The sequence below is a fragment of the Burkholderia sp. WP9 genome, from assembly GCF_900104795.1.
Lineage (GTDB): Bacteria > Pseudomonadota > Gammaproteobacteria > Burkholderiales > Burkholderiaceae > Paraburkholderia.
In genome coordinates this window covers 1,320,688-1,340,771 of sequence record NZ_FNTG01000001.1, presented here as the reverse complement: position 1 = coordinate 1,340,771, position 20,084 = coordinate 1,320,688, and the positions used below count along the sequence as shown (strand labels likewise).

Sequence of the window (20,084 nt, the reverse complement as noted above, 5' to 3'; positions counted from 1 at the left end):
CACAACCCGAACGTCGCCTTATGAACTTTCTAAAGATTTCATAAACGCTGACGTTATTGTCTAAGGAAAGGCAAGCAATGGCGTCCATGCCAATTCAAAAAATCTTCAGAGAGTCCGTCCGGCTATTCGCCGGCTGGAATAGTCGACGGGAGGCCACGCCTTTCGGCTGTCCGTCGACATTCATCCCCGTGAGAGACCTTGCATGAAAAGCTTCTATCGAACCCTGCTGCTCGCAGGCGGCGCTGCGCTGCTCGCGGCTGGTTGCGCTTCCGGGCCGCAATACAAGGACGTGGCGTCGTCGATCCCGACGCTCGCGCCTGACGATGGCCGCATCTACTTCTTCCGCTCGGATTCGTTTGCAGGCGCAATGCTCCAACCCGAGATCAAGCTCAACGACAAGGTGGTTGGCCATTCGAAGGCTGGCGGCTTCTTCTATGTGGACGAACCGGCGGGCAGCTATACCGTCGCTACCGCGACCGAGGTGACAAAGACGATCACGTTCAACCTGAAGGCCGGCGAGACGAAGTACGTGCGCACGGCAGTCAGCATGGGCGTGCTGGTCGGACACATCACGCCGACGCTCGACTACCCGGAAACCGCGCAGTCGGAAATCCAGACGCTTAAGTACATCGGCGACGCGGCTCCGACCGTCGTTCAGGCTCCGCAGACGAGCATGACGACGTCCAACAAGATGTAATCGCCTCGGGGAGCGCAACGACTGTCCCGCGCGCTCCCCCTTCTAATTCGGGCCTACGCCCACCCGGTACAGTGCCCGCAAAGTGACCGGAGCAGTCTGGCCGCTGGATCCCCGCTTTGTCGCGATCACCACGATTCAGCCTTGCCGTCTATAAATTCCAAGCGTTATTCATCTTGAGCTCGCGTGATATGAGGACCACATCATCTTGCAGTTGCGTGGGACCAAGTCCCCCTTTGGTCGATGTCTCGGGAATGTTTTTGTTCGTCATCGCGCATGCCCTTGTCGTTCGTGGCTGGTGAGCTAACAGTTCGATTGTCGACGACCTTTGTACTGCAGTCGACCGTCTCTTCATGGCTGACCGGAGCCGCCAGATTCGTCAATGGTCCAGTTCAATGCGGTAGCGAAGAGACTCCGCGAATCCATAGGCCGCCGTCTTTCGGAAGCGCTCGACCAAGACACCATCGCATGCTGTGATTACCCGCTGGGAGGCTATATTTTCGGGGTCAACCGTTAACTCGACGTAGGACAACCTTTGCAGCCTCGCTTCGCCGAGCATCAAGTTAAGCGCCTGCCTGGCGTAGCCGTTGCCTCTCTTCCACGGCACGACAGAGAAGCCAATATGTCCAAGCACGTTCGGCGGCAATTCGGTCGTTCCAGCCTGCCAACGAAATCCGATTGCGCCGCTAACATCGCCGTCCCAGATCCATCGGACAATGCTTGGCAGACGGGCCACGGTCGAGCCATCGGGCAAAGGAATCGGACCGCCCGATGCGGTTGGATCGTCCAGGCCACCGACAAACGCCTCCGCGTTCACTTCGATGGCGTGCAATTGTTCGCGCGCAGCGACCTCCTTACGAACATTGTCAGGTGACCATCCCGTCTGAAGAGCCGAAACGTAGCTCGGAAGCAATGCGGTCGTAGGTTTCAACAATTCAATTGCGCTCATTTTGTCCGGCGCGTGTCAGGGAGCAATGATTGTCAGCAGTTTAAGCGGTGCCGCCAAATGTCTCAAAATGGCCGGCAGTACGCATTCATCGATGTCACAGCATCCATTCGCGATTGCCGCTGTCAAACGACCGCTGTGCTGGAGTGAGCGGGCATGCCGGCATCAACATGCGAATGGCGTCTCAGGCCGAATTGTGCATGTAGCTCGTCAGTCACCTTCCGGAGTACTGCAGCCGGTCAAACGGCGGGTTTCCCTGCTCACTGAATGACAGGTTGTGGCCGATTCGGTCGAAAAAAGTCGGCGCCGATGTGGAGTGTCAGATGTCCTGGAAGGCATCAAACTACGGGATTGAATCGTCATGACAAAAAAACGCCAACCCGGACGGGTTGGCGTTTTGCTTACGACAATGCCGATATCAGAACTGGTTCATCGTGTTGTCTTTCCCCGCCGCTTTCAGCGCCGCTTCGCCGCTGAAATACTCCTTGTGGTCGTCGCCGATGTCCGAGCCGGACATGTTCTGGTGCTTGACGCAGGCGATGCCCTCACGGATTTCCTTACGCTGCACGCCAGCCACGTAACCCAGCATGCCCTGGTCGCCGAAGTATTCCTTGGCCAGGTTGTCTGTCGACAGTGCGGCGGTGTGATAGGTCGGCAGCGTAATCAGGTGGTGGAAGATACCTGCTTCGCGCGACGCATCCGCCTGGAAAGTCCTGATCTTTTCGTCGGCGAGCTTCGCCAGTTCGGTCTGATCGTATTCCACGCTCATCAGCTGCGCGCGGTCGTATACCGACACATCCTTGCCTGCGGCCTTCAACGCGTCATACGCCTGCTGGCGGAAATTCAGGGTCCAGTTGAACGACGGACTGTTGTTGTACACCAGCTTGGCGTTCGGGATGACTTTGCGAATCTCGCTGACCATGCCGCCGATCTGGGCGATGTGCGGCTTTTCGGTTTCGATCCACAGCAGGTCAGCACCGTTTTGCAGCGCGGTGACGCAATCCAGTACGCAGCGCGCTTCGCCGGTACCGGCGCGGAACTGGAACAGATTGCTAGGCAGGCGCTTGGGACGCAGCAGCTTGCCGTCACGCTTGATGATGACGTCGCCATTGCCCAGTTCGTCGGCCGACAATTCTTCACAATCAAGGAAAGAATTGTATTGGTCACCCAGATCGCCCGGCGTGTTGGTCACGGCGATCTGCTTGGTCAGGCCGGCGCCCAACGAGTCGGTACGCGCCACGATGATTCCGTCGTCCACACCCAGTTCCAGGAAGGCGTAGCGAATGGCGCGAATCTTGGCGAGGAAGTCCTCGTGCGGCACGGTGACCTTGCCATCCTGGTGGCCGCACTGTTTCTCGTCGGACACCTGGTTTTCGATCTGGATGCAACATGCGCCCGCTTCAATGAACTGCTTGGCCAGCAGATACGTTGCTTCGGCGTTGCCGAATCCCGCGTCGATGTCGGCGATGATAGGCACGACGTGGGTGACGTGGTTGTCGATTTTTTCCTGGATGGCGGCCTTGGCAGCGCCTTCAGCGGCGTCGAGCTGGCGGAACAGGCCGCCCAGTTCACGGGCGTCTGCCTGGCGCAAGAACGTGTACAGCTCGCGGATCAGCGCGCTGACGGAAGTTTTCTCGTGCATCGACTGGTCAGGCAGCGGGCCGAACTCGGAGCGCAGCGCGGCCACCATCCAGCCGGACAGGTAAAGGTAACGGCGCTCCGTGCTGTTGAAGTGCTTCTTGATGGAGATCATCTTCTGCTGGCCGATGAACCCGTGCCAGCAGCCCAGCGACTGGGTGTATCTGGACGGGTCGGCATCGTAAGCCGCCATATCGGCGCGCATGATTCTCGCCGTGTACCTGGCGATGTCCAGGCCCGTCTTGAACTTGTTCTGAGCACGCATGCGCGCCGCGTACTCGGGGTTGATGGCATTCCAGGCGCTGCCGTGATTCTCTTTCAAACCAGCAACTGCCTGAATGTCGTCTTGATATTGGGCCATGTGACTCTCCTAAGAGCAAAGCGCGTTTAACTAAGTGGTTCAGCGCGGCGTCGCTACGTCTTTCGAAGCGAGCTGCATGACTAAATAGTAACGCCACCCGTCCCAAGTCTTATATAAGACATAAGACATATTTTTCTCTTATATTTCAAATAGATACGCGGCAATTTTTGCGATGCAAAACCAGTTTTCAAACAACGAAATGATCCTGATCCGGAGATTCGCGCTGAATCCCGCATTGTGAAACGCGCTTTCGCTGACGGAGAAAGGACAGCCGATCGATTCCGCTGCCATCGTCTGTGTGCCGGCACTAGGCGCGTACCGTCTCGCGCATGCTTGGCCGAGTGCCTGTTGCGATTCGAATGTTGTCACTGGTCCACAGTGAGAAGCGCGGCGCGCTGGGTCGCAGCGGGCCGTATGACGGGCCGCGCTGCTGGCCGCTGAAGCACAGGTGTAATTGGACGACCTCGCGACGCTCCCGCTGCTGCGTCACGCGAGCTTTACAAGCTCTGATTCGCGAGGCCGGGATTCACACCGGATTCAACGCGGGCCGCCCATCCAGCACGGCGGCAACGTTATCCAGCGCCGTGAAACCCATCTGGTCGCGAGTCTCGATCGTGGCGCTCGCCATGTGCGGCGTTAGAAACACGTTCTCGAGCGCCGCAAAACGCTTGTCGACATTCGGCTCATTCCGGTACACGTCCAGACCCGCACTGAACAGATGTCCCGAAGTCAGTGCTTCATAAAGCGCATCTTCATCCACCAGACCGCCACGCGCCGCGTTGACAAAGACCGCGCCCTTGGGCAGCAGCCCAAACTCATTTTTTGTCATTAGCGGGACGCCGCCGCCTGGCACGTGCAGCGTGAGCACATGGCAGTGCGGCAGCATATCCTCGAGGCTGGCGTAGTACGTCGCGCCATTTTCCAGCGACTCAGGCGCACGGTTAATGTCCGTGTAGATCACGCGCATGCCGAAACCTTGGGCACGCTTCGCGACCGCTCGTCCGATACGCCCGAATCCGACAATGCCGAGCGTCTTGCCGTTGACCCGCGTCCCCAGCATTTCGGTCATGCCGAAAGATTTTCCCCAACCGTTTCGCATGATTCGTTCGTACTCCGACGCACGCCGGCAGGCCGCGAGCACGAGCAGCATCGAGAAATCGGCCGTGCATTCGGTCAACGCATCAGGCGCGTTCGTGACGACAATTCCCCTTTCGCGGGCAGCGGCCACGTCCATGTGATCGAAGCCCGCGCTCGCGTTCGCAATGATCCTGACTGTCGAAGGCAGCGCGGCGATGTGCTCCGCTTGCAACCCGGATTTCTTGCCGATCAATACGGCGGGCACCTCGTGCTTCTTGCAGAAGTCGACGACTGACCACGAGTCCATATCGGACTCGGTCACGAAGGCATGGAAATCGGCTTCAGCGCGCTGCGCCACGGCGGTGGGAACTTTGCGCGCAATCAACAGCCTGGTACGGTTATCTTTCGACATGGTTTTTCCTTGGGTAGGCAGACGTCGAGAGACTACGAAACAGCAGACCGGGCCGTCAATGTTGATTGGATGAATCAACTCCTCGGAAATGATGGCCCCACTATTCGTCCCGGTGCGCGCTGCATGCCCCGATCCCTTTCCTTTCGAGCCCCTTGTCCGTGCCGCTGCACTCAACGCCCGTATCAGGAAAACCCTGGTGCGATCCCCATCGGCAAAGCGCTCAGATGTTGATTCAATGAATCAAGATTGCTCGACGCATGGCACGAATGCAACTCTGCACCCCATGTTCAATTGACCTGTCGAGAGGAAGTGAAATGCCTGCATCGAAGAAATTTGCAGCCGTGACGGGCGCCGGCTCCGGCATCGGCCGCTCCGCCGCCATGGCGCTCGCCCACGCCGGATTCGCCGTCGCGCTCCTCGGGCGCAGAGCGGAACCGCTGCTGGAGACGAAGGAGGCAATCGGCATCGCCGGTGGGCAAGCGCATGTGTTCCAGACCGACGTCGCCGACGCAGCCTCGGTCGAGCGCGCGTTTTCGCAGATCGCCGAGACATTCGGCCGCCTCGACGTGCTCTTCAACAACGCGGGGCGCAACGCGGGCGCCGTCCCGCTGGAAGACTACGAGGTCGAATTCTGGAACGATGTCGTCGCCACCAATCTGACCGGCGTGTTCCTGTGCGCTCGCGCCGCTTATCGCTTGATGAAAGCGCAGTCCCCGCAGGGCGGACGAATCATCAACAATGGATCGATCTCGGCGCACTCGCCGCGGCCGCATACCATCGCCTATACGGCGACCAAGCATGCGATCACCGGCATTACCAAATCGATTGCGCTGGACGGACGAGCGTTCAACATCGCCTGCAGTCAGATCGATATCGGCAACGCGGCCACCTCGCTCACGGAACGCATGAACCGCGGCGTACTGCAAGCGGATGGACGTCTGGCGCCGGAAGCAAGAATGGACGTGACGCACGTTGCGAATGCCGTCGTGCACATGGCCAGTCTTCCGCTCGAAGCCAATGTGCTCAACATGACCATCATGGCGAGCGCCATGCCGTTCGTCGGCCGCGGATAGATCGCCCTTTCGCCAATAAAAAAACAACAGGCTAATGTTATGGAGACACCGATGAAAGTCATAGAGGAAAAAACCTTGCCGCCGCGAAACGCGGCCTTCGCGGATACCGCGAAACGCTCCAGAATCCGGTATGTCGTGCTCTCGATGTTGCTCGTGGCCACTATCCTCAACTACGTGGACCGCTCGGCGCTGGGCATCGTTGCACCGGGCCTCTCGAAGGGGCTCGGGCTCGACAGGATGCAAATGGGCGAACTGTTCGCGGCATTCGGCCTCGCCTATTCCATTGCTCTCGTGCCCGGCGGCGTGCTGACCGACGTTCTGGGCTCGCGCATTGCCTATGCGCTGTCTCTCGTCGGCTGGTCGTTCGCCACGCTGACGCAGGGTCTCGCGAGCGGCTATCACATGCTGCTCGGATCGCGGCTCGCGATCGGCGCACTGGAGGCGCCCGCCTTCCCTTCGAACGCACGCGCCGTGACGCTGTGGTTTCCCGCGCGGGAGCGCGGCTTCGCAACCAGCGTCTACGTCATGGGCCAATACATCGGCACGCCCTTGTTTACCGGCTTGTTGCTGTGGATCTCCGCCGCGTACGGCTGGCGCGCGGTGTTTTTCGTGACGGGAGGCTTCGGCATTCTGTTCAGCCTTCTCTGGTACCGGGTGTATCGCGATCCGCATCGGCACGCGAGCGTGAATGCCGCCGAGCTGCAGTACATCAATGACGGCGCGACGACGCGCAAGGCACGCGAAAAATTCGACTGGCGCATGGCGCTCAAGCTGCTCAGCTACCGGCAGATTCTCGCCATCTGTCTTGGCAAGTTCTGCAATAACACCTTGCTGGTCTTCTTCACCACGTGGTTCATGACCTATCTGATCGAAGCGCGCCACATGTCGATGATCAAGGTCGGGATCTTCCAGGCGCTGCCTTTCATTGGCGCGACGCTCGGCATTCTCCTTGCCGGCTCCCTGTCGGATTTCTTCATCCGGCGCGGGGTGTCGATTTCCACGGCGCGCAAGACGCCGCTTATCGTCGGCACGCTGCTCGGCGCTTCGATCGTGCTCGTCAATTTCGTCGAGTCGAACGAGGCCGTGATCGCGATCCTGACGATTGCGTTCTTCGCGCAGGGCGTGGGATCGATGTCGTGGGCCGCCGTCTCCGAAATCGCGCCCCGGCAGTACGTGGGACTGACGAGCAGCATCACCAGTCTCGCGGCCAATATCGCGGGTGTTACCACGCCGCTCATGATCGGCTATATCACCCACCACACCGGCCACTTCTACTGGGCTCTGAACCTGATGGGCGCGATCTGCCTGCTCGGCGCGTTCTCATACTCCGTGCTGCTGGGGAAGCTTTCCCGCATCGAACTGTGACGCTTGCGACTATTCAGAGAAATCGAATGATTGAATTCAAGTGGGATCATCTGCAACTGTGCTCGGCAGACGCCGAAGCGACCGCCGCATGGTTTGCGCGCTGTCTGAACGCTGAAATCGTGCGACGTCCGGGACGCGTGGATTTGCGCATCGGCAGCATCAATCTTTTCATCACGCCGCTGGCGAACGCGCAAGCCGGCCGGCTTCCTCAGGGCGAGCAAAGACAGGGCATCGATCATTTCGGTGTGGTGGTGGACGATCTCGACGCCGCGTTCGAGCATCTGTTGCGCTGTGACGCGGAAATCGTCACGCCGGTCAAGCAGGTTCGCGCCGGCGTCCGAGCCTGCTTCGTACGAGCGCCGGGCGACATTCTCGTCGAGATTCTGGAGCGACGCCCCGCCGAGATGACTTTCACCTGAAAAAACGTCACTATTGACGCTGGATTGGTCGCGCTCATAGGCAACGCGCGACCAGCATCGTAACGCCTCTTCTGCCGCGTTGTGCTGCATCACTTGCCTGTCATCCCATGCGAAACTGGATAACTCTGACTGAAGCGGCCCGACAACTCGGCGTGCAGGCGCAGACTGTCTACGCGTACGTCAGTCGAGGGACCATTGCGGTCATGCCGGACCCGCATGACCCGCGCAAGAGCCTCTATCGTGCGGAGGACGTCGCCGGTCTGTGCCGCAAAAAGCAGGTGGGACGTAAGCGCGAGGCGCTCGCCGCCGGAATGATATTCGGTGCGGAGCCCTGCATTTACAGCGGCATCACCACTTTCTCAAAAGGTCGGCCGTACTACCGGGGACGCGATAGCATCCGGCTAGCGGACACGGCGACGCTTGAGGAAGTGGCGGCCATTCTCTGGAATGCGCGCGCGCCCGTTTCGTTCGAAGCCGGTGGTCTGCCGCTGCAGGGCGACGAGCGTGGCAGGCAATGCGCGTTCACTTCGCTGGCGGCACTCGCGGCCAGCGGGCACTCGACCATCGGACGCACGGACAGCGCACTGCATGTCGAAGCCGGCCGGCTCGTGGCGCTCATCGCGCAAGCGTTTGGCGCGCGTGGTGACGCGCATGCACTTGGGACACATGAGCGGCTCGCGCTCGGTTGGGGCCAGGACCGCGATGCCGCCGAACTCATCCGCCGTGCGATGGTTCTCGTGGCCGATCACGAGATAACGAGTTCGGCGTTCGCCGCCAGAATTACGGCCTCCACCGGCGCATCGCTGCCGGGATGCCTGCTCACGGGACTCGCGACCTTATCAGGCCCACTGCATGGCGACGCGTCGGGCCGCGTGCGGGCCGTGTTCGACGACGTTGGACGACTCGGCGCGGAACACGTCGTTGCTCATCACTTGCAGTCGGCCATTCCGATACCGGGCTTTGGACATCATCTCTATCCGGACGGCGATCCGCGAGCGGCCGCCTTGCTCGAAGTGTTGAATCCACATAGGGAACTCGTCTCGTTCATCGACAAGGTGGTCGAGCTGACCGGACTCCAGCCGAATATCGACGTTGCGCTCGCGGCTCTTGCGGCCCAGTTGGCGTTACCACGCGATACGTCGTTCGCGTTGTTCGCAACGGCCCGCAGCGTGGGATTGCTCGCCCATTGTATCGAGCAGTTGCGGGTGGGCAAGGTCATACGGCCACGAAGCCGCTACACCGGGCGCGCGCTGGAAGACGCCAGCCCGCCGCTGCCGCCCGAAGGCGCCGAGAAGCCACTCGATCCGGCCACGCTCGACAAGAATCGGCTGTTCAAGGCGGTCGATTCCTGAGAAGGCGTAATCGATCAATCGCTTGCGTCATGCATATGATCGAACCGTCCTGTGCGCGGCGGCCCACGGCGCGCTTAAAGATCACGCACCTTGCCAGTCGACTTCGATTGCGGACAGCATGGCAGATAGCGGCCGTGGGAAAGCTGGTTGAATGAGTTCAACGCACGGCTCTTTCGCGGCCCACCCCTCGCACTATCCGCAAGCTCCGAGCGACCTCACCTGGCCATGGTCGGCTACTGAAGCACACCTGCTAAACTCGCCCCGATTCCCGACTTATAAGCGTATTCGAGTAAGCCAATCATGAAGAGTAGTTCAAAAGGCGGCCTTGTCTATTCCACCGACGGCGGGCGGATGTGCCCCGAGTGCAGGCGCCCGCTCGCGGACTGTGTCTGCAAGGCAGTGGCCGCGACATCGCAGGCGGGTGACGGTGCGGTGCGAGTGTCTCGCGAGACCAAGGGCCGCGGAGGCAAGAGCGTGACACTCATAAGAGGGCTGGCGCTCGAGCCGCTCGCTTTGGCGTTGCTAGCCAAGCAGCTGCGCACGGTCTGCGGTTCTGGCGGAACGGTCAAGGACGGCGTAATTGAAGTGCAAGGCGATCATTGCGAGCGGGTCATTGAGGCACTCAAAAAGCACGGCCATAACGCTAAGCGGGCCGGGGGTTAATCGCTTCAACGAGCGACGGCGCGATGAGATCAATCGGCCGCTCGCGGCTATCGAGCGGCTATCGAATCCGCCCAGGCGAGCGTCTCGAAGTGGCCGAATCTCAGTCCGAGGCTACTGCATCGAGCGGCAGCGATTCATCAAAGCGAAACCGTTGAAGATGCAAGCGCCGCCTTGCGATGCCCACCCACTACCGATGCAATGGCGGTCCCAATTGCGAGCGCCAACAGGCATGCTGTCGGAACAAGCATTGGTGCAACGTGGCTATTACTGACTTTGCCAACGTACGGCATCAGGTTCTGTCCGAAGAACCCGCCAAGATTGCCGATGCAGTTGATAGCCGCGACGCTTGCTGCGGCGCGGGCGCCTGAAAAGAAACGCGGGGGCAGCGACCAGAAGCAAGGGTACAGCAGAGGAATACAGGCGCCGCCCAAACACAGCGCAATAAAGCGCAACGACACGGTCGGCAATACGAGACTGGAAGCAAAGCATACGACGCCGATGCCTGCCACCACGACCATTGCTTTTAGCACCACCTGCTCACGCTTGAGTTTCCCGGGAAGCCAAAGCAGAAGAAGTGTCGCGAGTGCCCACGGAATCATGTTGAGCAGGCCGTTCACGCTCGAAGAAACGCCCCAGCTCTTGACCAACGTAGGCATCCAGTACGTAACACCGTACAGCGACGTCGACATCATCATGTAGGTCGCGGCAAACATAAGCACCTTCGGGTCGAGCAATGCGGCCCATGGTCGTGACTCCTTTGCCTCAGGGGACGCTTCGCGCTCGAGCGCCGCGATCACCATGTCCTGCTCGTCCCGAGAAAGAAAGGTCGCTTGCTTGACCGAGCTCGGCAGAAACTTCAGTGCTACGAACGCAATCAGTATTGCCGGAATGCCGGTCGCGAGGAAGACCCATTGCCAACCAGCCAGTCCCAGTGTCCCACCCAAGGAAAGCAGCATGCCTCCAACCAGCGAACCTAACATGTTCGCGAGCGAACTGCCGAGTGTGAAAAGCCCGAGCACGCGCGTCCGGTAGCTCTGAGGAAACCACTGCGTCAGATAGTAAATGACCCCAGGATAGAACCCGGCCTCTGCAACACCCAGTGCGAACCGGAATGAATAAAACACCGGCAGCGACTTCGTGAACGCCATTAACACCGTAATGACGCCCCACGTAATCATGATGCGCGCAAGCCAGGTGCGGGCGCCGAAACGATGCAATGCCAGAGTGCTGGGCACCTCGAACAGGAGGTAGCCGATGAAAAACAGCGAGGCGCCCAACCCGTAGGCGGCTTCCGTCATGCCGAGCGCCTGAACCATTTCCAGTTTCGCGAAACCGACATTCTGCCGGTCGATGAATGCGATGAGAAACATGACGATGAGCAACGGCATCAGCCGCCATGCCATTTTCCTCATTACCTGCTGCTCGCGTATAACCGCCGTAGACATGTTCGCTCCAAAGGTCCATGCCCGCTGCCGTGACTGGCGTTTCGCAGAGCGCCCGGTCAAACGAAAACAAGCAAATTTATATAGTCATATATATGTTTGTATGTTTGGCGCCAATCTGCAATGAGGTATAACCCGGACGGACGGGCTTACGAACACACGCGGCGCTGCTGTTTCAGCAGGCCGCCTGCCTATGTTCGTATGTTCGGAGCGGAAAGAAGGAAGTCGCGCTGTCAGCGAATGTCGACCTGATACTGGAAGGCTGACGCAGCACCACGCGTGGTACGCCATTCAATAGGCGTCCCGGCAAAATCGGATGCCACACGGTGCACGAGAATGACCGGGCTGCCAACATCGATACGCAAGAGCGCTGCATCGGCTTCTGTGGCCTGCTCGACATTCAGAATTTCCCTGGCCGATGCCACGATTTGCCGGCAGAGCCGCTCGTAAAGCGGATACAGCAAGTCTTCGAAATCGCCGAGGGGGAGTGTCGCCAGCCCTTCGAAACGGCTTCGAGGCAGCCATATTTCTTCCGACAAGACCGGTTGCCCGTCAATCAGCCGTACTCTTGAGAGATGAACCGCCTTCTCGGTCGCTTTCATTCGCAACGTGGAGCGAATCCCCTCGTCCGGCTTGACGACTTCGCGGCGGAGCACTTTTGCTGTCGGTCGGACCGGTTTGCCGTCAACCGACTTGAACCGGAAGAAGCGGAACAACGACGAATCAAAGCGAGGACGCCGCACGAAGGTTCCCTTCCCCTGAGTGCGGGTGAGCACGCCGTCGGCCACCAGCAAATCAATCGCCTTGCGAAGCGTTCCGGTCGACACGGCATAGAACTGGCTAAGCTCCGCCTCGGTGGCGATCGCCTTTTCGGGCTCCCACTCGCCCTCCGCGATGCGACGCACCAGGTCGTCGCGCAGTTGCTGGTATCGGGGCAACCGACCGTCTGGCGTGCCCGAGAACGATTGCGTATCCATGATTCATCTAATTGTTCACAGGAATGGTCACTTTACAACAACCCGTGAAGACGAGGGTAAATCCTCAATGACATTTTCGTGGACGACTCTAGACTACACATATAGTCATATACATGAATATATGAATTCAAGTGGAGACAGCGATGCTCACGTGGTACAAACAAGGGACACCCCTCGAACGCAGCACCTTCTGGGGTTGTTTCGCCGGCTGGGGCCTCGATGCCCTCGACGTGCAGATGTTCACCCTGGCAATCCCCGCCATCATTGCAGCCTACGGCATCGACCACACACAGGCGGGCGCCATCAGCGGAGTGACCTTGGTGTCGTCGGCGCTGGGCGGCTGGCTGGCGGGCGCCTTGTCCGACAGGATCGGTCGGGTTCGGACGCTGCAGATTACGATCCTCTGGTTTGCAAGTTTCACCTTCCTATGTGCGTTCGCCCAAAGTTTTCCCCAATTGCTGGTGCTGAAGGCACTCCAGGGTTTTGGGTTCGGCGGGGAGTGGGCAGCCGGCGCAGTGCTGATGGCGGAGACCATCCGTTCCGAACACCGCGGCAAGGCCATGGGAGCCGTGCAGAGCGCGTGGGCTGTTGGTTGGGCCGGTGCCGTGCTTCTGTATGCAGCAGCGTTTTCATGGCTACCGTCGGACACCGCGTGGCGTGTCATGTTCGGGGTCGGTCTGCTACCGGCACTCCTCGTTCTTTACGTTCGCCGCAATCTTCGCGAACCGGCGCGCATCGCTCCGGCTACCACTGAGCCGTCCGTTTCGGTGTGGGCACAGGTCGCACAAGTATTTCAGCCACGCGTCATCAAGACCACGGTGGCAGGCGCGATTCTCGGTACAGGTGCTCACGGTGGGTACTACGCCATCATGACCTGGCTGCCGACCTTCCTCTCAAAGGAAAGACATCTGTCGGTCCTGAACACGGGTGGATACCTCGCCGTCGTCATCGTTGCCTTCTGGTGCGGCTGCATGGCGAGCGCCTACCTGCTCGACCGGATCGGTCGCCGCCGCAACATCGCCTTCTTCGCCTTTGCGTGCATTGTCACGGTCCTGGCTTACGTCATGCTTCCGTTGAGCAACACGGAGATGCTCATGCTGGGTTTTCCGCTCGGCTTCTTTGCCGCCGGCATTCCGGCCAGTCTGGGTGCGCTCTTCAACGAACTCTATCCGGCAGACATGCGCGGCACAGGCGTCGGCTTCTGCTACAACTTTGGGCGGATCGCCTCGGCAGGTTTTCCTGTGCTGGTCGGGTATATGAGTCATTCGATGTCGCTCGGAGCAGCGATTGGTATCGACGCGGCCATTGCGTATGGGCTGGCAATGGTTGCCGTGTTGGCGCTTCCCGAAACGCGCGGCAGGCGCTTGCGGCCGACTGGCGTAGAGCAGCCTTCACAGCCGGTCGCCGATGCCGAGTTTGCGCTTGAACATCCCCGGAGCCAGCGATGACTCAGGCACCACCCATTGCGCGGCGAGGCCTGCCGCGCGTCGACACGCACGCGCACGTGTTTGCAAGAACACTGCCGCTCGCGGACGGACGGCGCTACGCACCCGGCTATGACGCAACCCTGGACGCTTACCGGAAGCTTCTGGACGCGAGCGACATTGGACATGCCGTGCTGGTCCAGCCAAGTTTTCTCGGTACCGACAACAGCTATCTTTTACAGGCGTTGACCACGGAACGGATCCGGCTGCGCGGGGTGGCGGTCGTTTCCCCCGATATTTCGGAAGACGAACTGGCGCAACTGAACGCCGATGGCATTACCGGCGTGCGCCTCAACCTTGTGGGGCAGACGCTCCCCGACATCGGCGCGGCGCGCTACGCGACGTTATGGCGGCGGTTATCAAAACTCGGCTGGCATGTCGAGTTGCATAGGCAGGCGTCGGACCTGGCGCCACTCATCACCACTTTGCTGGATGCGGGCTTGCCGGTCGTCGTCGACCATTTTGGCCGCCCTGCCCTGGATAGCGGTACCAGCGACCGGGGGTTCAAGGACCTGTTGGAGCTTGGCTCTTCGGGTCGTGTATGGGTCAAGATTTCGGGCGCTTACCGTTGCGCGAAACCCGGCTCGAATTTCATGCGCGAAGCCACGGACCAACTGATCGACGCATTTGGCGCCGAGCGCCTGATGTGGGGCAGTGATTGGCCACACACGCAGTTTGAACACGCGACAGACTACCGCCAGACACTTTCCGCGTTGCTGGACTTACTTCTTGCGCCCTCGCTCGTCGATGCAATCCTGTGCTCAACCCCGCATTCGTTTTACGGGTTCGATAAAGAGCCCGTGTCGATCGACCGGAATCCGCTCTGCCGAGTCGCAAGCTATCGCACATAAGGATGGGCAAGCCCCCCGCTCTCGCCCACGCGTCGACGCGCCGTTCGCGATGAACCAGCGCGACACCCGCACAGCAGATTGACGTGACCGCGTGGCTCAGCCCGCGGTCCGTTTGCGACGTTTTGCCTGCGAATGCGAGCCTTGCCAGCTCGCTTCGTCGAGGAGGCGATCGAACAGCCGGTCGCGAGTCGAATCGTCCAGCGGCGAGAGTCCCAACAGAGAGTGAAACGCGAGACCACTATCGCCTCGGACGACACTACAGGAAGGCGCTCGGTCAACGCTCCGGCGCGGCGGCCAGGGCGCTGCTGCATCAACTGGTCGCCCAGGGTCTGCGCGGACGGTTGCGGATGGGGAGCGTCCTGACCGGCCAGCGCTATGTGGCGCTGGACTTCTTCCCGCACGCGCCCGCTGTCAGCATCGATACACGTGGCATGCGGGTCGAACTGCCGACCGTGCCCAATACCGTCGAGGAAGACAATGCGGCAAACGCCACGCTGCAGCAGGACTCGCCGATGCACACCGATATTCGTCAGGCGTTGACCGAGTTGCGCCGCACACTTGCCGCGCTGACGGCGCTGTCGGATTACCTGAAACAGCATCCTGAATCTATCGTGTGGGGTAAATCGGCGGACCACTAACGGGGCTTCGAGGCCCGCCCAGGAATCCGCGTACGAGAGTTTGCGTGGAATCAACCGGATCCAACTACCAGCGCAACAACCGCGGCCCGAGCACCGCGCCAACGACCGCCGGCAACAACATTCCGAGCACGTACCACGCACCCCAGAACGGAATGCCCATCTCCGGGCAATGCAGGCAGTACGCCAGCGTCGCCGTCGACCCAGCCAGCAAACCGCCCGCCGCGCCCGTCAGAGCCAACCGGGTCGGCGCCAGCCCTTTGAGCGCCCAGAACACCGCGATAAAGCCGGGAATCGACAGCATCGCGATATTGAACGGACACACGCGCCATGTTTTGCCGAGCACGACTGCGAGCCTTGCTTCGCCCGGCGCGGCCATCAATACATAGGCGCCTGCCAGCCAGACCGCCGCGACGGGCGCGGCGATCAGCCATCCGCTGCCGCCCGTGCGTACGCCGGGACGGGCAAGCCGCGTCGACATCCACAGCGAGCCGATCATCACACATAAGGGCAACGCGATCTTCGCCCAGAAAATCGGCGTAACCGCCACTTCAGCGAGGTCGCGCCGGATGCCGAGCACCACCGCCATGATCAGCGTGGCGCCGGCCGCGCCGATCAGCACCGCGAGGCCGAAGCGTTTCGTGAGCGCGCGGCGGTCCACGGGCGCGACGCCAGTGGCAAGCAGGGAAATGAAGTCATCCGTTTTCATCGTGTTCCTCGAATCTTTGCAGCCAATGCCTTGAGTCCACGATGTACGCCAATCTTGACCGCGGACTCCGACAAGCCGGTCAATCTCGCGGTCTCCGTCACGGACAGCCCCTCGAGCTTCACATGCACGATCGGCAGCCGCTGGCGATCCGGTAACTGTTCGAGCAGTTTCCCAAGGTCGCGCTTTGCCTGCGCCGGTTCGAGATCGGGCGCGGCGAGCAGCTCGAACGCGTCGTCGAGCGGATCATTCAGCGCGTCGTGCCGCGCTCGCGCCCGAAAGTAATCCGTCAGCTTGTAGCGCGCGATCGCGTGAATCCATGCCGTCAGCGGTTCCTCGACGCGATAGGTATGCCGGGCGTTATGCACCGCAAGCAATACTTCCTGCACGAGATCCTCGGCGTCGGACGCGCCATCGTAAAGCCGCCTGCGCAGGAAGCCGCGCAAGTGCGCGCCCAGCTCCGCAAGGAATTGCCGGTATGCGGCGCTGTCGCCGTCAAGCCCACGCAGGAACAGGGTTCGCAGATGCGCCTCTTTCGCCTGCGCGGCGGTGATATCGGTAGTTCGATTCATCTGGGGCGTCGGTTACAGGAAACAGGAGTTTATTCCATCGTCCCGCGCAATGGAGGTCGCAAGCACGTTGCCCCCTCCTTCACCCGTTCAGCAAAAAATTTTGCGCCGGCTGTAACCGCGTCGGGACACACGGCGAACTACCTCACAGATGCGGGATGACGACGCATCGGTAGTTGCCGGAAAGCAGATTCACTTCATACACATGGGCCCCGTACGCCGCCTAGGCGATACCGGCCTCATCAACAACACTCAAGGAGTTGTCATGAAAAGCATTGCAATTGCAGCATTTGCCGCAGCGTTGCTCGTCAGCGGTGGTTCGGCGTTCGCCCAGGCGAGCGGCGCCATGGCCGGTGATTCGATGTCGAAGGACGCCATGAGCAAAGACTCGATGGCCAAGAGCACCATGTCCAAAGATTCGATGAGCAAGGACGCGATGGCCAAAGACTCGATGAGCAAGGACGGCAGCAAGATGAAACCCGACGCGATGAAGAAAGGCGACGCGATGAGCAAGTAAGTCCCCCAAGGTGCATTCGCGGCATCTCTGCGGCGAATGCACCTTCGAATTCTCATGGCGCTCATTCAACATGAACACGATCCCCAAATCCGGCGCATCGCACGACGCATTGCGCACGATCCAACCCGCGTGGGTGCGTATCGCGCACTGGCTCAACGCGTTGGCCGCTGTGCTGATGATGCTGTCGGGCTGGCGAATCTACGACGCGTCGCCGGTATTCGAAGGTTTCAGGATTCCGACGGGCATCACGCTCGGCGGCTGGCTCGGCGGTGCGTTGCAGTGGCACTTCGCGGCCATGTGGCTGCTGTTCTTCAACGCCCTCTTCTATCTGGCGATGAACCTTGCAACCGGACGGCTCAGATCGAAATTTTTCCCGCTGTCGCCGCGCGCGATCCTGCACGATCTCGGCGAAGCGCTGAGAGGACATCTATCGCACGCGGACCCGAGCCGCTATAACGCGGTGCAGAAGTTCGCATACCTGTTCGTGATGCTCGACATCGCTCTCCTGATCGTATCGGGCCTCGCGATCTGGAAATCGGTGCAATTTCCGCTACTGCGCGACCTGATGGGCGGATACGACCGTGCGCGTGTCGTTCACTTCTGCGCGATGGCGCTGCTGGCCGGCTTTATCGTCGTCCACCTGACGATGGTCGCGCTGGTGCCGCGCTCGCTGCTCACTATGATTCGTGGCCGCTAACCGAGGAGTAAGACAGTGAAGCTATTCAAACCTTCCTCGCTGGGCGTGGATCGCGAGTCGCTCAGTATCGACGTGCGTCGTGAGCTCGATATGCCGTCACGGCGACTCTTCGGCAAGCGCATCATCACGCTCGGCGGGCTCGCGATGCTGACCGGATGCAGCCTGTCGGACGACAAATCGGTCGAGACGTTCCTCGCGCGCGTGTCGAAGCTCAACGACAGCGTGCAGGGCTGGCTGTTCGATCCGAACCGTCTCGCGCCGACCTACACGGAGGCGGACATTACCCGTCCTTTTCCGTTTAACGCGTTCTATGGCATCGACGAGGTCCCGCACGTCAACGGCAGCGACTTCCGGTTGAAGGTCAGTGGCCTCGTGCAGGAAAGAAAAGCATGGAGCCTCGACGATCTCTACGCCTTGCCGAAAGCGGAACAGATCACGCGGCATATCTGCGTCGAAGGATGGAGCGCGATCGGCCGGTGGGGCGGCACACCGTTTTCGGAGTTCCTCAAACGCGTCGGCGCCGATACGTCGGCGAAATACGTCGGCTTCAAATGCGCGGACGACTACTACGAAAGCATCGATATGCCGACGGCGCTTCATCCGCAGACACTATTGACCTTTACGTACGACGGTCAGCAATTGCCTGCGAAGTACGGCTATCCGATGAAGCTCAGGATGCCCACCAAACTCGGTTACAAGAACCCCAAGCACATCATGGAGATCTTCGTGACCAACACGTTTCCGGGCGGCTATTGGGTCGATCAGGGCTATAACTGGTTCGGCGGTTCCTGAACGGCGGTCTGGGTTCGCCAACGGGCTAAAGCGATAGGCGAGAGCGCGGAAAGAAACGGTTTTCCGGTCGCGGCAAGCCCAGATTTTCGCGCAGCGTGGCGCCTTCGTATTCGCGCCGGAACAGCCCCCGCTTCTGCAACTCGGGGATGACCTTGTCGACGAAGTCGTCGAGCCCACCCGGCAGATACGGAAACATCACATTGAATCCGTCGGAGCCCTCTTCCACCAGCCACTGCTCCATCTGATCGGCGATCATGGCGGGCGTGCCGACCATCTCCAGCCCTGCATATCCGCCAATGCGCTGCGCCAGTTGGCGAATCGTCAGCCCGTCGCGCTCCGCCCATTCGAGCACCCGTTGGCGCGCAGTCCGGCTCGCATTCGTTTCGGGAATGTCGGGCAGCGGCCCGTCCGGATCGAAGCCCGACACGTCGTGTCCCAATGCAATCGACAATGAAGCAATGCCGCTCTCGTAATGAACGAACGTGTCGAGTCGCGCTCGCGTTTCGAGCGCCTCGTCCAGCGTATCGCCCACCACGACAAAGGCGGCGGGAAGGATCTTCATATGATCGCGTGGCCGCCCCAGTTTCTCCATGCGGCCTTTGACATCGGCATAAAAGCGCTTTCCGTCCGCCAGTTGCGTTTGCGCGGTGAAGACCACTTCGGCCGTTTCGGCCGCGATCTGCCGCCCTGCTTCCGACGATCCCGCCTGCACGATAACGGGCCAACCCTGCACAGGGCGCGCGATATTCAACGGCCCGCGCACGGAGAAATGCTCGCTTTTGTAGTTCAGCACATGCAGTTTTTGCGGATCGAAGAATGTGCCGGTTGCCGTGTCGCGGATAAACGCGTCGTCGGCCCAACTGTCCCAGAGTCCGGTGACCACATCGAAGAACTCACGCGCGCGGCGGTAGCGCTCGTCATGTTCGACATGCTCGTCGAGGCCGAAGTTGAGCGCGGCGTCGGGGTTCGACGTGGTCACGAGATTCCATCCGGCGCGGCCGCCGCTGATGTGGTCGAGCGAGGCGAAACGCCTTGCCACATGATAAGGCGCGTCGAATGTCGTGGATGCGGTCGCAATGAGCCCCAGCCGATCGGTGACCGCCGCGAGCGCGGGAAGCAAGGTGAGCGGCTCGAACGACGTGACCGTGTGGCTGTGCTTGAGTGCATCGAGCGGCATGTTGAGCACCGCGAGGTGGTCGGCCATGAAGAATGCGTCGAAGCGGCCGCGCTCGAGCGTCTGCGCGAAACGCTTCAGATGCGCGAAATTGAAGTTGGCGTCGGGATAAGCGCCGGGGTAGCGCCATGCCCCGGTGTGAATGGTCGTGGGGCGCATGAATGCGCCGAGGCGAAGCTGACGTGACATAAAACGATCTCCGTCCCGAACAAGGTCGAGCCAGTTTAATCCGGCTTCGGC

20 protein-coding genes are annotated in these 20,084 nt (G+C 60.5%); 12 read left to right on the top strand and 8 right to left on the bottom strand.

Going from position 1 to position 20,084, the window contains the following annotated elements; genetic code table 11:
- Positions 1-202: 202 nt before the first annotated feature.
- Positions 203-697, top strand: coding sequence for a DUF2846 domain-containing protein (locus BLW71_RS06000; protein ID WP_091794066.1), 495 nt, complete (start codon positions 203-205; stop codon positions 695-697).
- A 376-nt stretch (positions 698-1,073) separates the two neighbouring features.
- On the opposite strand, the gene BLW71_RS05995 is transcribed toward BLW71_RS06000, so the two are convergent.
- The 3 genes from BLW71_RS05995 to BLW71_RS05985 form a co-directional block, all read right to left on the bottom strand.
- Positions 1,074-1,643 (bottom strand): GNAT family N-acetyltransferase, encoded by a 570-nt coding sequence (locus BLW71_RS05995; RefSeq protein WP_091794064.1) that lies wholly within the window; start codon positions 1,641-1,643, stop codon positions 1,074-1,076.
- A gap of 415 nt (positions 1,644-2,058) precedes the next feature.
- Positions 2,059-3,639 carry an isocitrate lyase gene (locus BLW71_RS05990; protein ID WP_091794062.1) on the bottom strand — a complete coding sequence of 527 codons (1,581 nt, stop codon included), beginning with the start codon at positions 3,637-3,639 and terminating at the stop codon, positions 2,059-2,061.
- Between the two features lie 526 nt (positions 3,640-4,165).
- Positions 4,166-5,128 (bottom strand): 2-hydroxyacid dehydrogenase, encoded by a 963-nt coding sequence (locus BLW71_RS05985; protein WP_091794060.1) that lies wholly within the window; start codon positions 5,126-5,128, stop codon positions 4,166-4,168.
- 314 nt (positions 5,129-5,442) lie between these two features.
- On the opposite strand from BLW71_RS05985, the gene BLW71_RS05980 reads away from it, so the two are divergent.
- From BLW71_RS05980 to BLW71_RS05960, 5 genes are all read left to right on the top strand, one after another.
- The gene (locus tag BLW71_RS05980) at positions 5,443-6,201 is read left to right on the top strand and encodes an SDR family oxidoreductase (protein ID WP_091794058.1); all 759 of its coding nucleotides are present in this window, start codon (positions 5,443-5,445) and stop codon (positions 6,199-6,201) included.
- Between the two features lie 51 nt (positions 6,202-6,252).
- Entirely contained in the window at positions 6,253-7,566 is a 1,314-nt protein-coding gene (locus BLW71_RS05975) for an MFS transporter (RefSeq protein WP_091794056.1), read from the top strand.
- 26 nt (positions 7,567-7,592) lie between these two features.
- A complete protein-coding gene (locus BLW71_RS05970; RefSeq protein ID WP_091794054.1) occupies positions 7,593-7,985 on the top strand; it encodes a VOC family protein in 393 nt (130 codons plus the stop codon).
- Between the two features lie 107 nt (positions 7,986-8,092).
- Complete coding sequence (locus tag BLW71_RS05965; RefSeq protein WP_091794052.1) at positions 8,093-9,337, top strand: citrate synthase; 1,245 nt, start codon at positions 8,093-8,095, stop codon at positions 9,335-9,337.
- A 300-nt stretch (positions 9,338-9,637) separates the two neighbouring features.
- On the top strand, positions 9,638-10,000 hold the full coding sequence (locus BLW71_RS05960; RefSeq protein WP_091794050.1) for a translation initiation factor Sui1: 363 nt from the start codon (positions 9,638-9,640) through the stop codon (positions 9,998-10,000).
- Between the two features lie 137 nt (positions 10,001-10,137).
- Here BLW71_RS05960 and BLW71_RS05955 read toward each other — a convergent pair whose 3' ends face one another.
- The gene (locus tag BLW71_RS05955) at positions 10,138-11,445 is read right to left on the bottom strand and encodes an MFS transporter (RefSeq protein WP_091794048.1); all 1,308 of its coding nucleotides are present in this window, start codon (positions 11,443-11,445) and stop codon (positions 10,138-10,140) included.
- Positions 11,446-11,675: 230 nt separating this feature from the next.
- Entirely contained in the window at positions 11,676-12,419 is a 744-nt protein-coding gene (locus BLW71_RS05950) for a GntR family transcriptional regulator (RefSeq protein WP_091794046.1), read from the bottom strand.
- 143 nt (positions 12,420-12,562) lie between these two features.
- Here BLW71_RS05950 and BLW71_RS05945 point away from each other — a divergent pair, with 143 nt between their 5' ends.
- The 3 genes from BLW71_RS05945 to BLW71_RS05935 all read left to right on the top strand — a co-directional run bounded on the left by BLW71_RS05945 (position 12,563) and on the right by BLW71_RS05935 (position 15,392).
- The gene (locus tag BLW71_RS05945; protein WP_091794044.1) at positions 12,563-13,867 is read left to right on the top strand and encodes an MFS transporter; all 1,305 of its coding nucleotides are present in this window, start codon (positions 12,563-12,565) and stop codon (positions 13,865-13,867) included.
- Positions 13,864-14,754: an amidohydrolase family protein gene (locus BLW71_RS05940; RefSeq protein ID WP_091794042.1), complete on the top strand. Its 891-nt coding sequence runs from the start codon at positions 13,864-13,866 to the stop codon at positions 14,752-14,754. Before BLW71_RS05945 ends, BLW71_RS05940 begins: the two co-directional genes overlap by 4 nt.
- 347 nt (positions 14,755-15,101) lie before the next feature.
- Complete coding sequence (locus BLW71_RS05935; protein WP_091794040.1) at positions 15,102-15,392, top strand: hypothetical protein; 291 nt, start codon at positions 15,102-15,104, stop codon at positions 15,390-15,392.
- Positions 15,393-15,456: 64 nt separating this feature from the next.
- Here BLW71_RS05935 and BLW71_RS05930 read toward each other — a convergent pair whose 3' ends face one another.
- Positions 15,457-16,098, bottom strand: a complete 642-nt coding sequence (locus BLW71_RS05930; RefSeq protein ID WP_091794038.1) for a DUF1109 domain-containing protein — start codon at positions 16,096-16,098, stop codon at positions 15,457-15,459.
- On the bottom strand, positions 16,095-16,667 hold the full coding sequence (locus tag BLW71_RS05925; protein WP_091794036.1) for a sigma-70 family RNA polymerase sigma factor: 573 nt from the start codon (positions 16,665-16,667) through the stop codon (positions 16,095-16,097). The genes BLW71_RS05930 and BLW71_RS05925 overlap by 4 nt, the downstream gene beginning before the upstream one ends.
- 262 nt (positions 16,668-16,929) lie before the next feature.
- Between BLW71_RS05925 and BLW71_RS05920 the strand changes: the two genes are divergently transcribed.
- The 3 genes from BLW71_RS05920 to BLW71_RS05910 all read left to right on the top strand — a co-directional run bounded on the left by BLW71_RS05920 (position 16,930) and on the right by BLW71_RS05910 (position 18,670).
- Positions 16,930-17,181 carry a pentapeptide MXKDX repeat protein gene (locus BLW71_RS05920; RefSeq protein WP_091794034.1) on the top strand — a complete coding sequence of 84 codons (252 nt, stop codon included), beginning with the start codon at positions 16,930-16,932 and terminating at the stop codon, positions 17,179-17,181.
- A 70-nt stretch (positions 17,182-17,251) separates the two neighbouring features.
- A complete protein-coding gene (locus BLW71_RS05915) occupies positions 17,252-17,878 on the top strand; it encodes a cytochrome b/b6 domain-containing protein (protein ID WP_091800502.1) in 627 nt (208 codons plus the stop codon).
- Positions 17,879-17,893: 15 nt separating this feature from the next.
- Entirely contained in the window at positions 17,894-18,670 is a 777-nt protein-coding gene (locus tag BLW71_RS05910) for a molybdopterin-dependent oxidoreductase (RefSeq protein ID WP_091794032.1), read from the top strand.
- Positions 18,671-18,695: 25 nt separating this feature from the next.
- Here BLW71_RS05910 and BLW71_RS05905 read toward each other — a convergent pair whose 3' ends face one another.
- Positions 18,696-20,033: an LLM class flavin-dependent oxidoreductase gene (locus BLW71_RS05905; RefSeq protein WP_091794030.1), complete on the bottom strand. Its 1,338-nt coding sequence runs from the start codon at positions 20,031-20,033 to the stop codon at positions 18,696-18,698.
- Positions 20,034-20,084 lie beyond the last annotated feature (51 nt).

Coding starts and splice junctions, on each gene's coding strand:
- BLW71_RS05950 (WP_091794046.1), bottom strand. CDS start 12,419: ATGGATACGCAATCGTTCTCGGGCACGCCAGACGGTCGGTTGCCCCGA.
- BLW71_RS05955 (WP_091794048.1), bottom strand. CDS start 11,445: ATGTCTACGGCGGTTATACGCGAGCAGCAGGTAATGAGGAAAATGGCA.
- BLW71_RS06000 (WP_091794066.1), top strand. CDS start 203: ATGAAAAGCTTCTATCGAACCCTGCTGCTCGCAGGCGGCGCTGCGCTG.
- BLW71_RS05970 (WP_091794054.1), top strand. CDS start 7,593: ATGATTGAATTCAAGTGGGATCATCTGCAACTGTGCTCGGCAGACGCC.
- BLW71_RS05945 (WP_091794044.1), top strand. CDS start 12,563: ATGCTCACGTGGTACAAACAAGGGACACCCCTCGAACGCAGCACCTTC.
- BLW71_RS05915 (WP_091800502.1), top strand. CDS start 17,252: ATGAACACGATCCCCAAATCCGGCGCATCGCACGACGCATTGCGCACG.
- BLW71_RS05960 (WP_091794050.1), top strand. CDS start 9,638: ATGAAGAGTAGTTCAAAAGGCGGCCTTGTCTATTCCACCGACGGCGGG.
- BLW71_RS05985 (WP_091794060.1), bottom strand. CDS start 5,128: ATGTCGAAAGATAACCGTACCAGGCTGTTGATTGCGCGCAAAGTTCCC.
- BLW71_RS05965 (WP_091794052.1), top strand. CDS start 8,093: ATGCGAAACTGGATAACTCTGACTGAAGCGGCCCGACAACTCGGCGTG.
- BLW71_RS05925 (WP_091794036.1), bottom strand. CDS start 16,667: ATGAATCGAACTACCGATATCACCGCCGCGCAGGCGAAAGAGGCGCAT.
- BLW71_RS05935 (WP_091794040.1), top strand. CDS start 15,102: ATGGGGAGCGTCCTGACCGGCCAGCGCTATGTGGCGCTGGACTTCTTC.
- BLW71_RS05905 (WP_091794030.1), bottom strand. CDS start 20,033: ATGTCACGTCAGCTTCGCCTCGGCGCATTCATGCGCCCCACGACCATT.
- BLW71_RS05995 (WP_091794064.1), bottom strand. CDS start 1,643: ATGAGCGCAATTGAATTGTTGAAACCTACGACCGCATTGCTTCCGAGC.
- BLW71_RS05920 (WP_091794034.1), top strand. CDS start 16,930: ATGAAAAGCATTGCAATTGCAGCATTTGCCGCAGCGTTGCTCGTCAGC.
- BLW71_RS05980 (WP_091794058.1), top strand. CDS start 5,443: ATGCCTGCATCGAAGAAATTTGCAGCCGTGACGGGCGCCGGCTCCGGC.
- BLW71_RS05940 (WP_091794042.1), top strand. CDS start 13,864: ATGACTCAGGCACCACCCATTGCGCGGCGAGGCCTGCCGCGCGTCGAC.
- BLW71_RS05930 (WP_091794038.1), bottom strand. CDS start 16,098: ATGAAAACGGATGACTTCATTTCCCTGCTTGCCACTGGCGTCGCGCCC.
- BLW71_RS05975 (WP_091794056.1), top strand. CDS start 6,253: ATGAAAGTCATAGAGGAAAAAACCTTGCCGCCGCGAAACGCGGCCTTC.
- BLW71_RS05990 (WP_091794062.1), bottom strand. CDS start 3,639: ATGGCCCAATATCAAGACGACATTCAGGCAGTTGCTGGTTTGAAAGAG.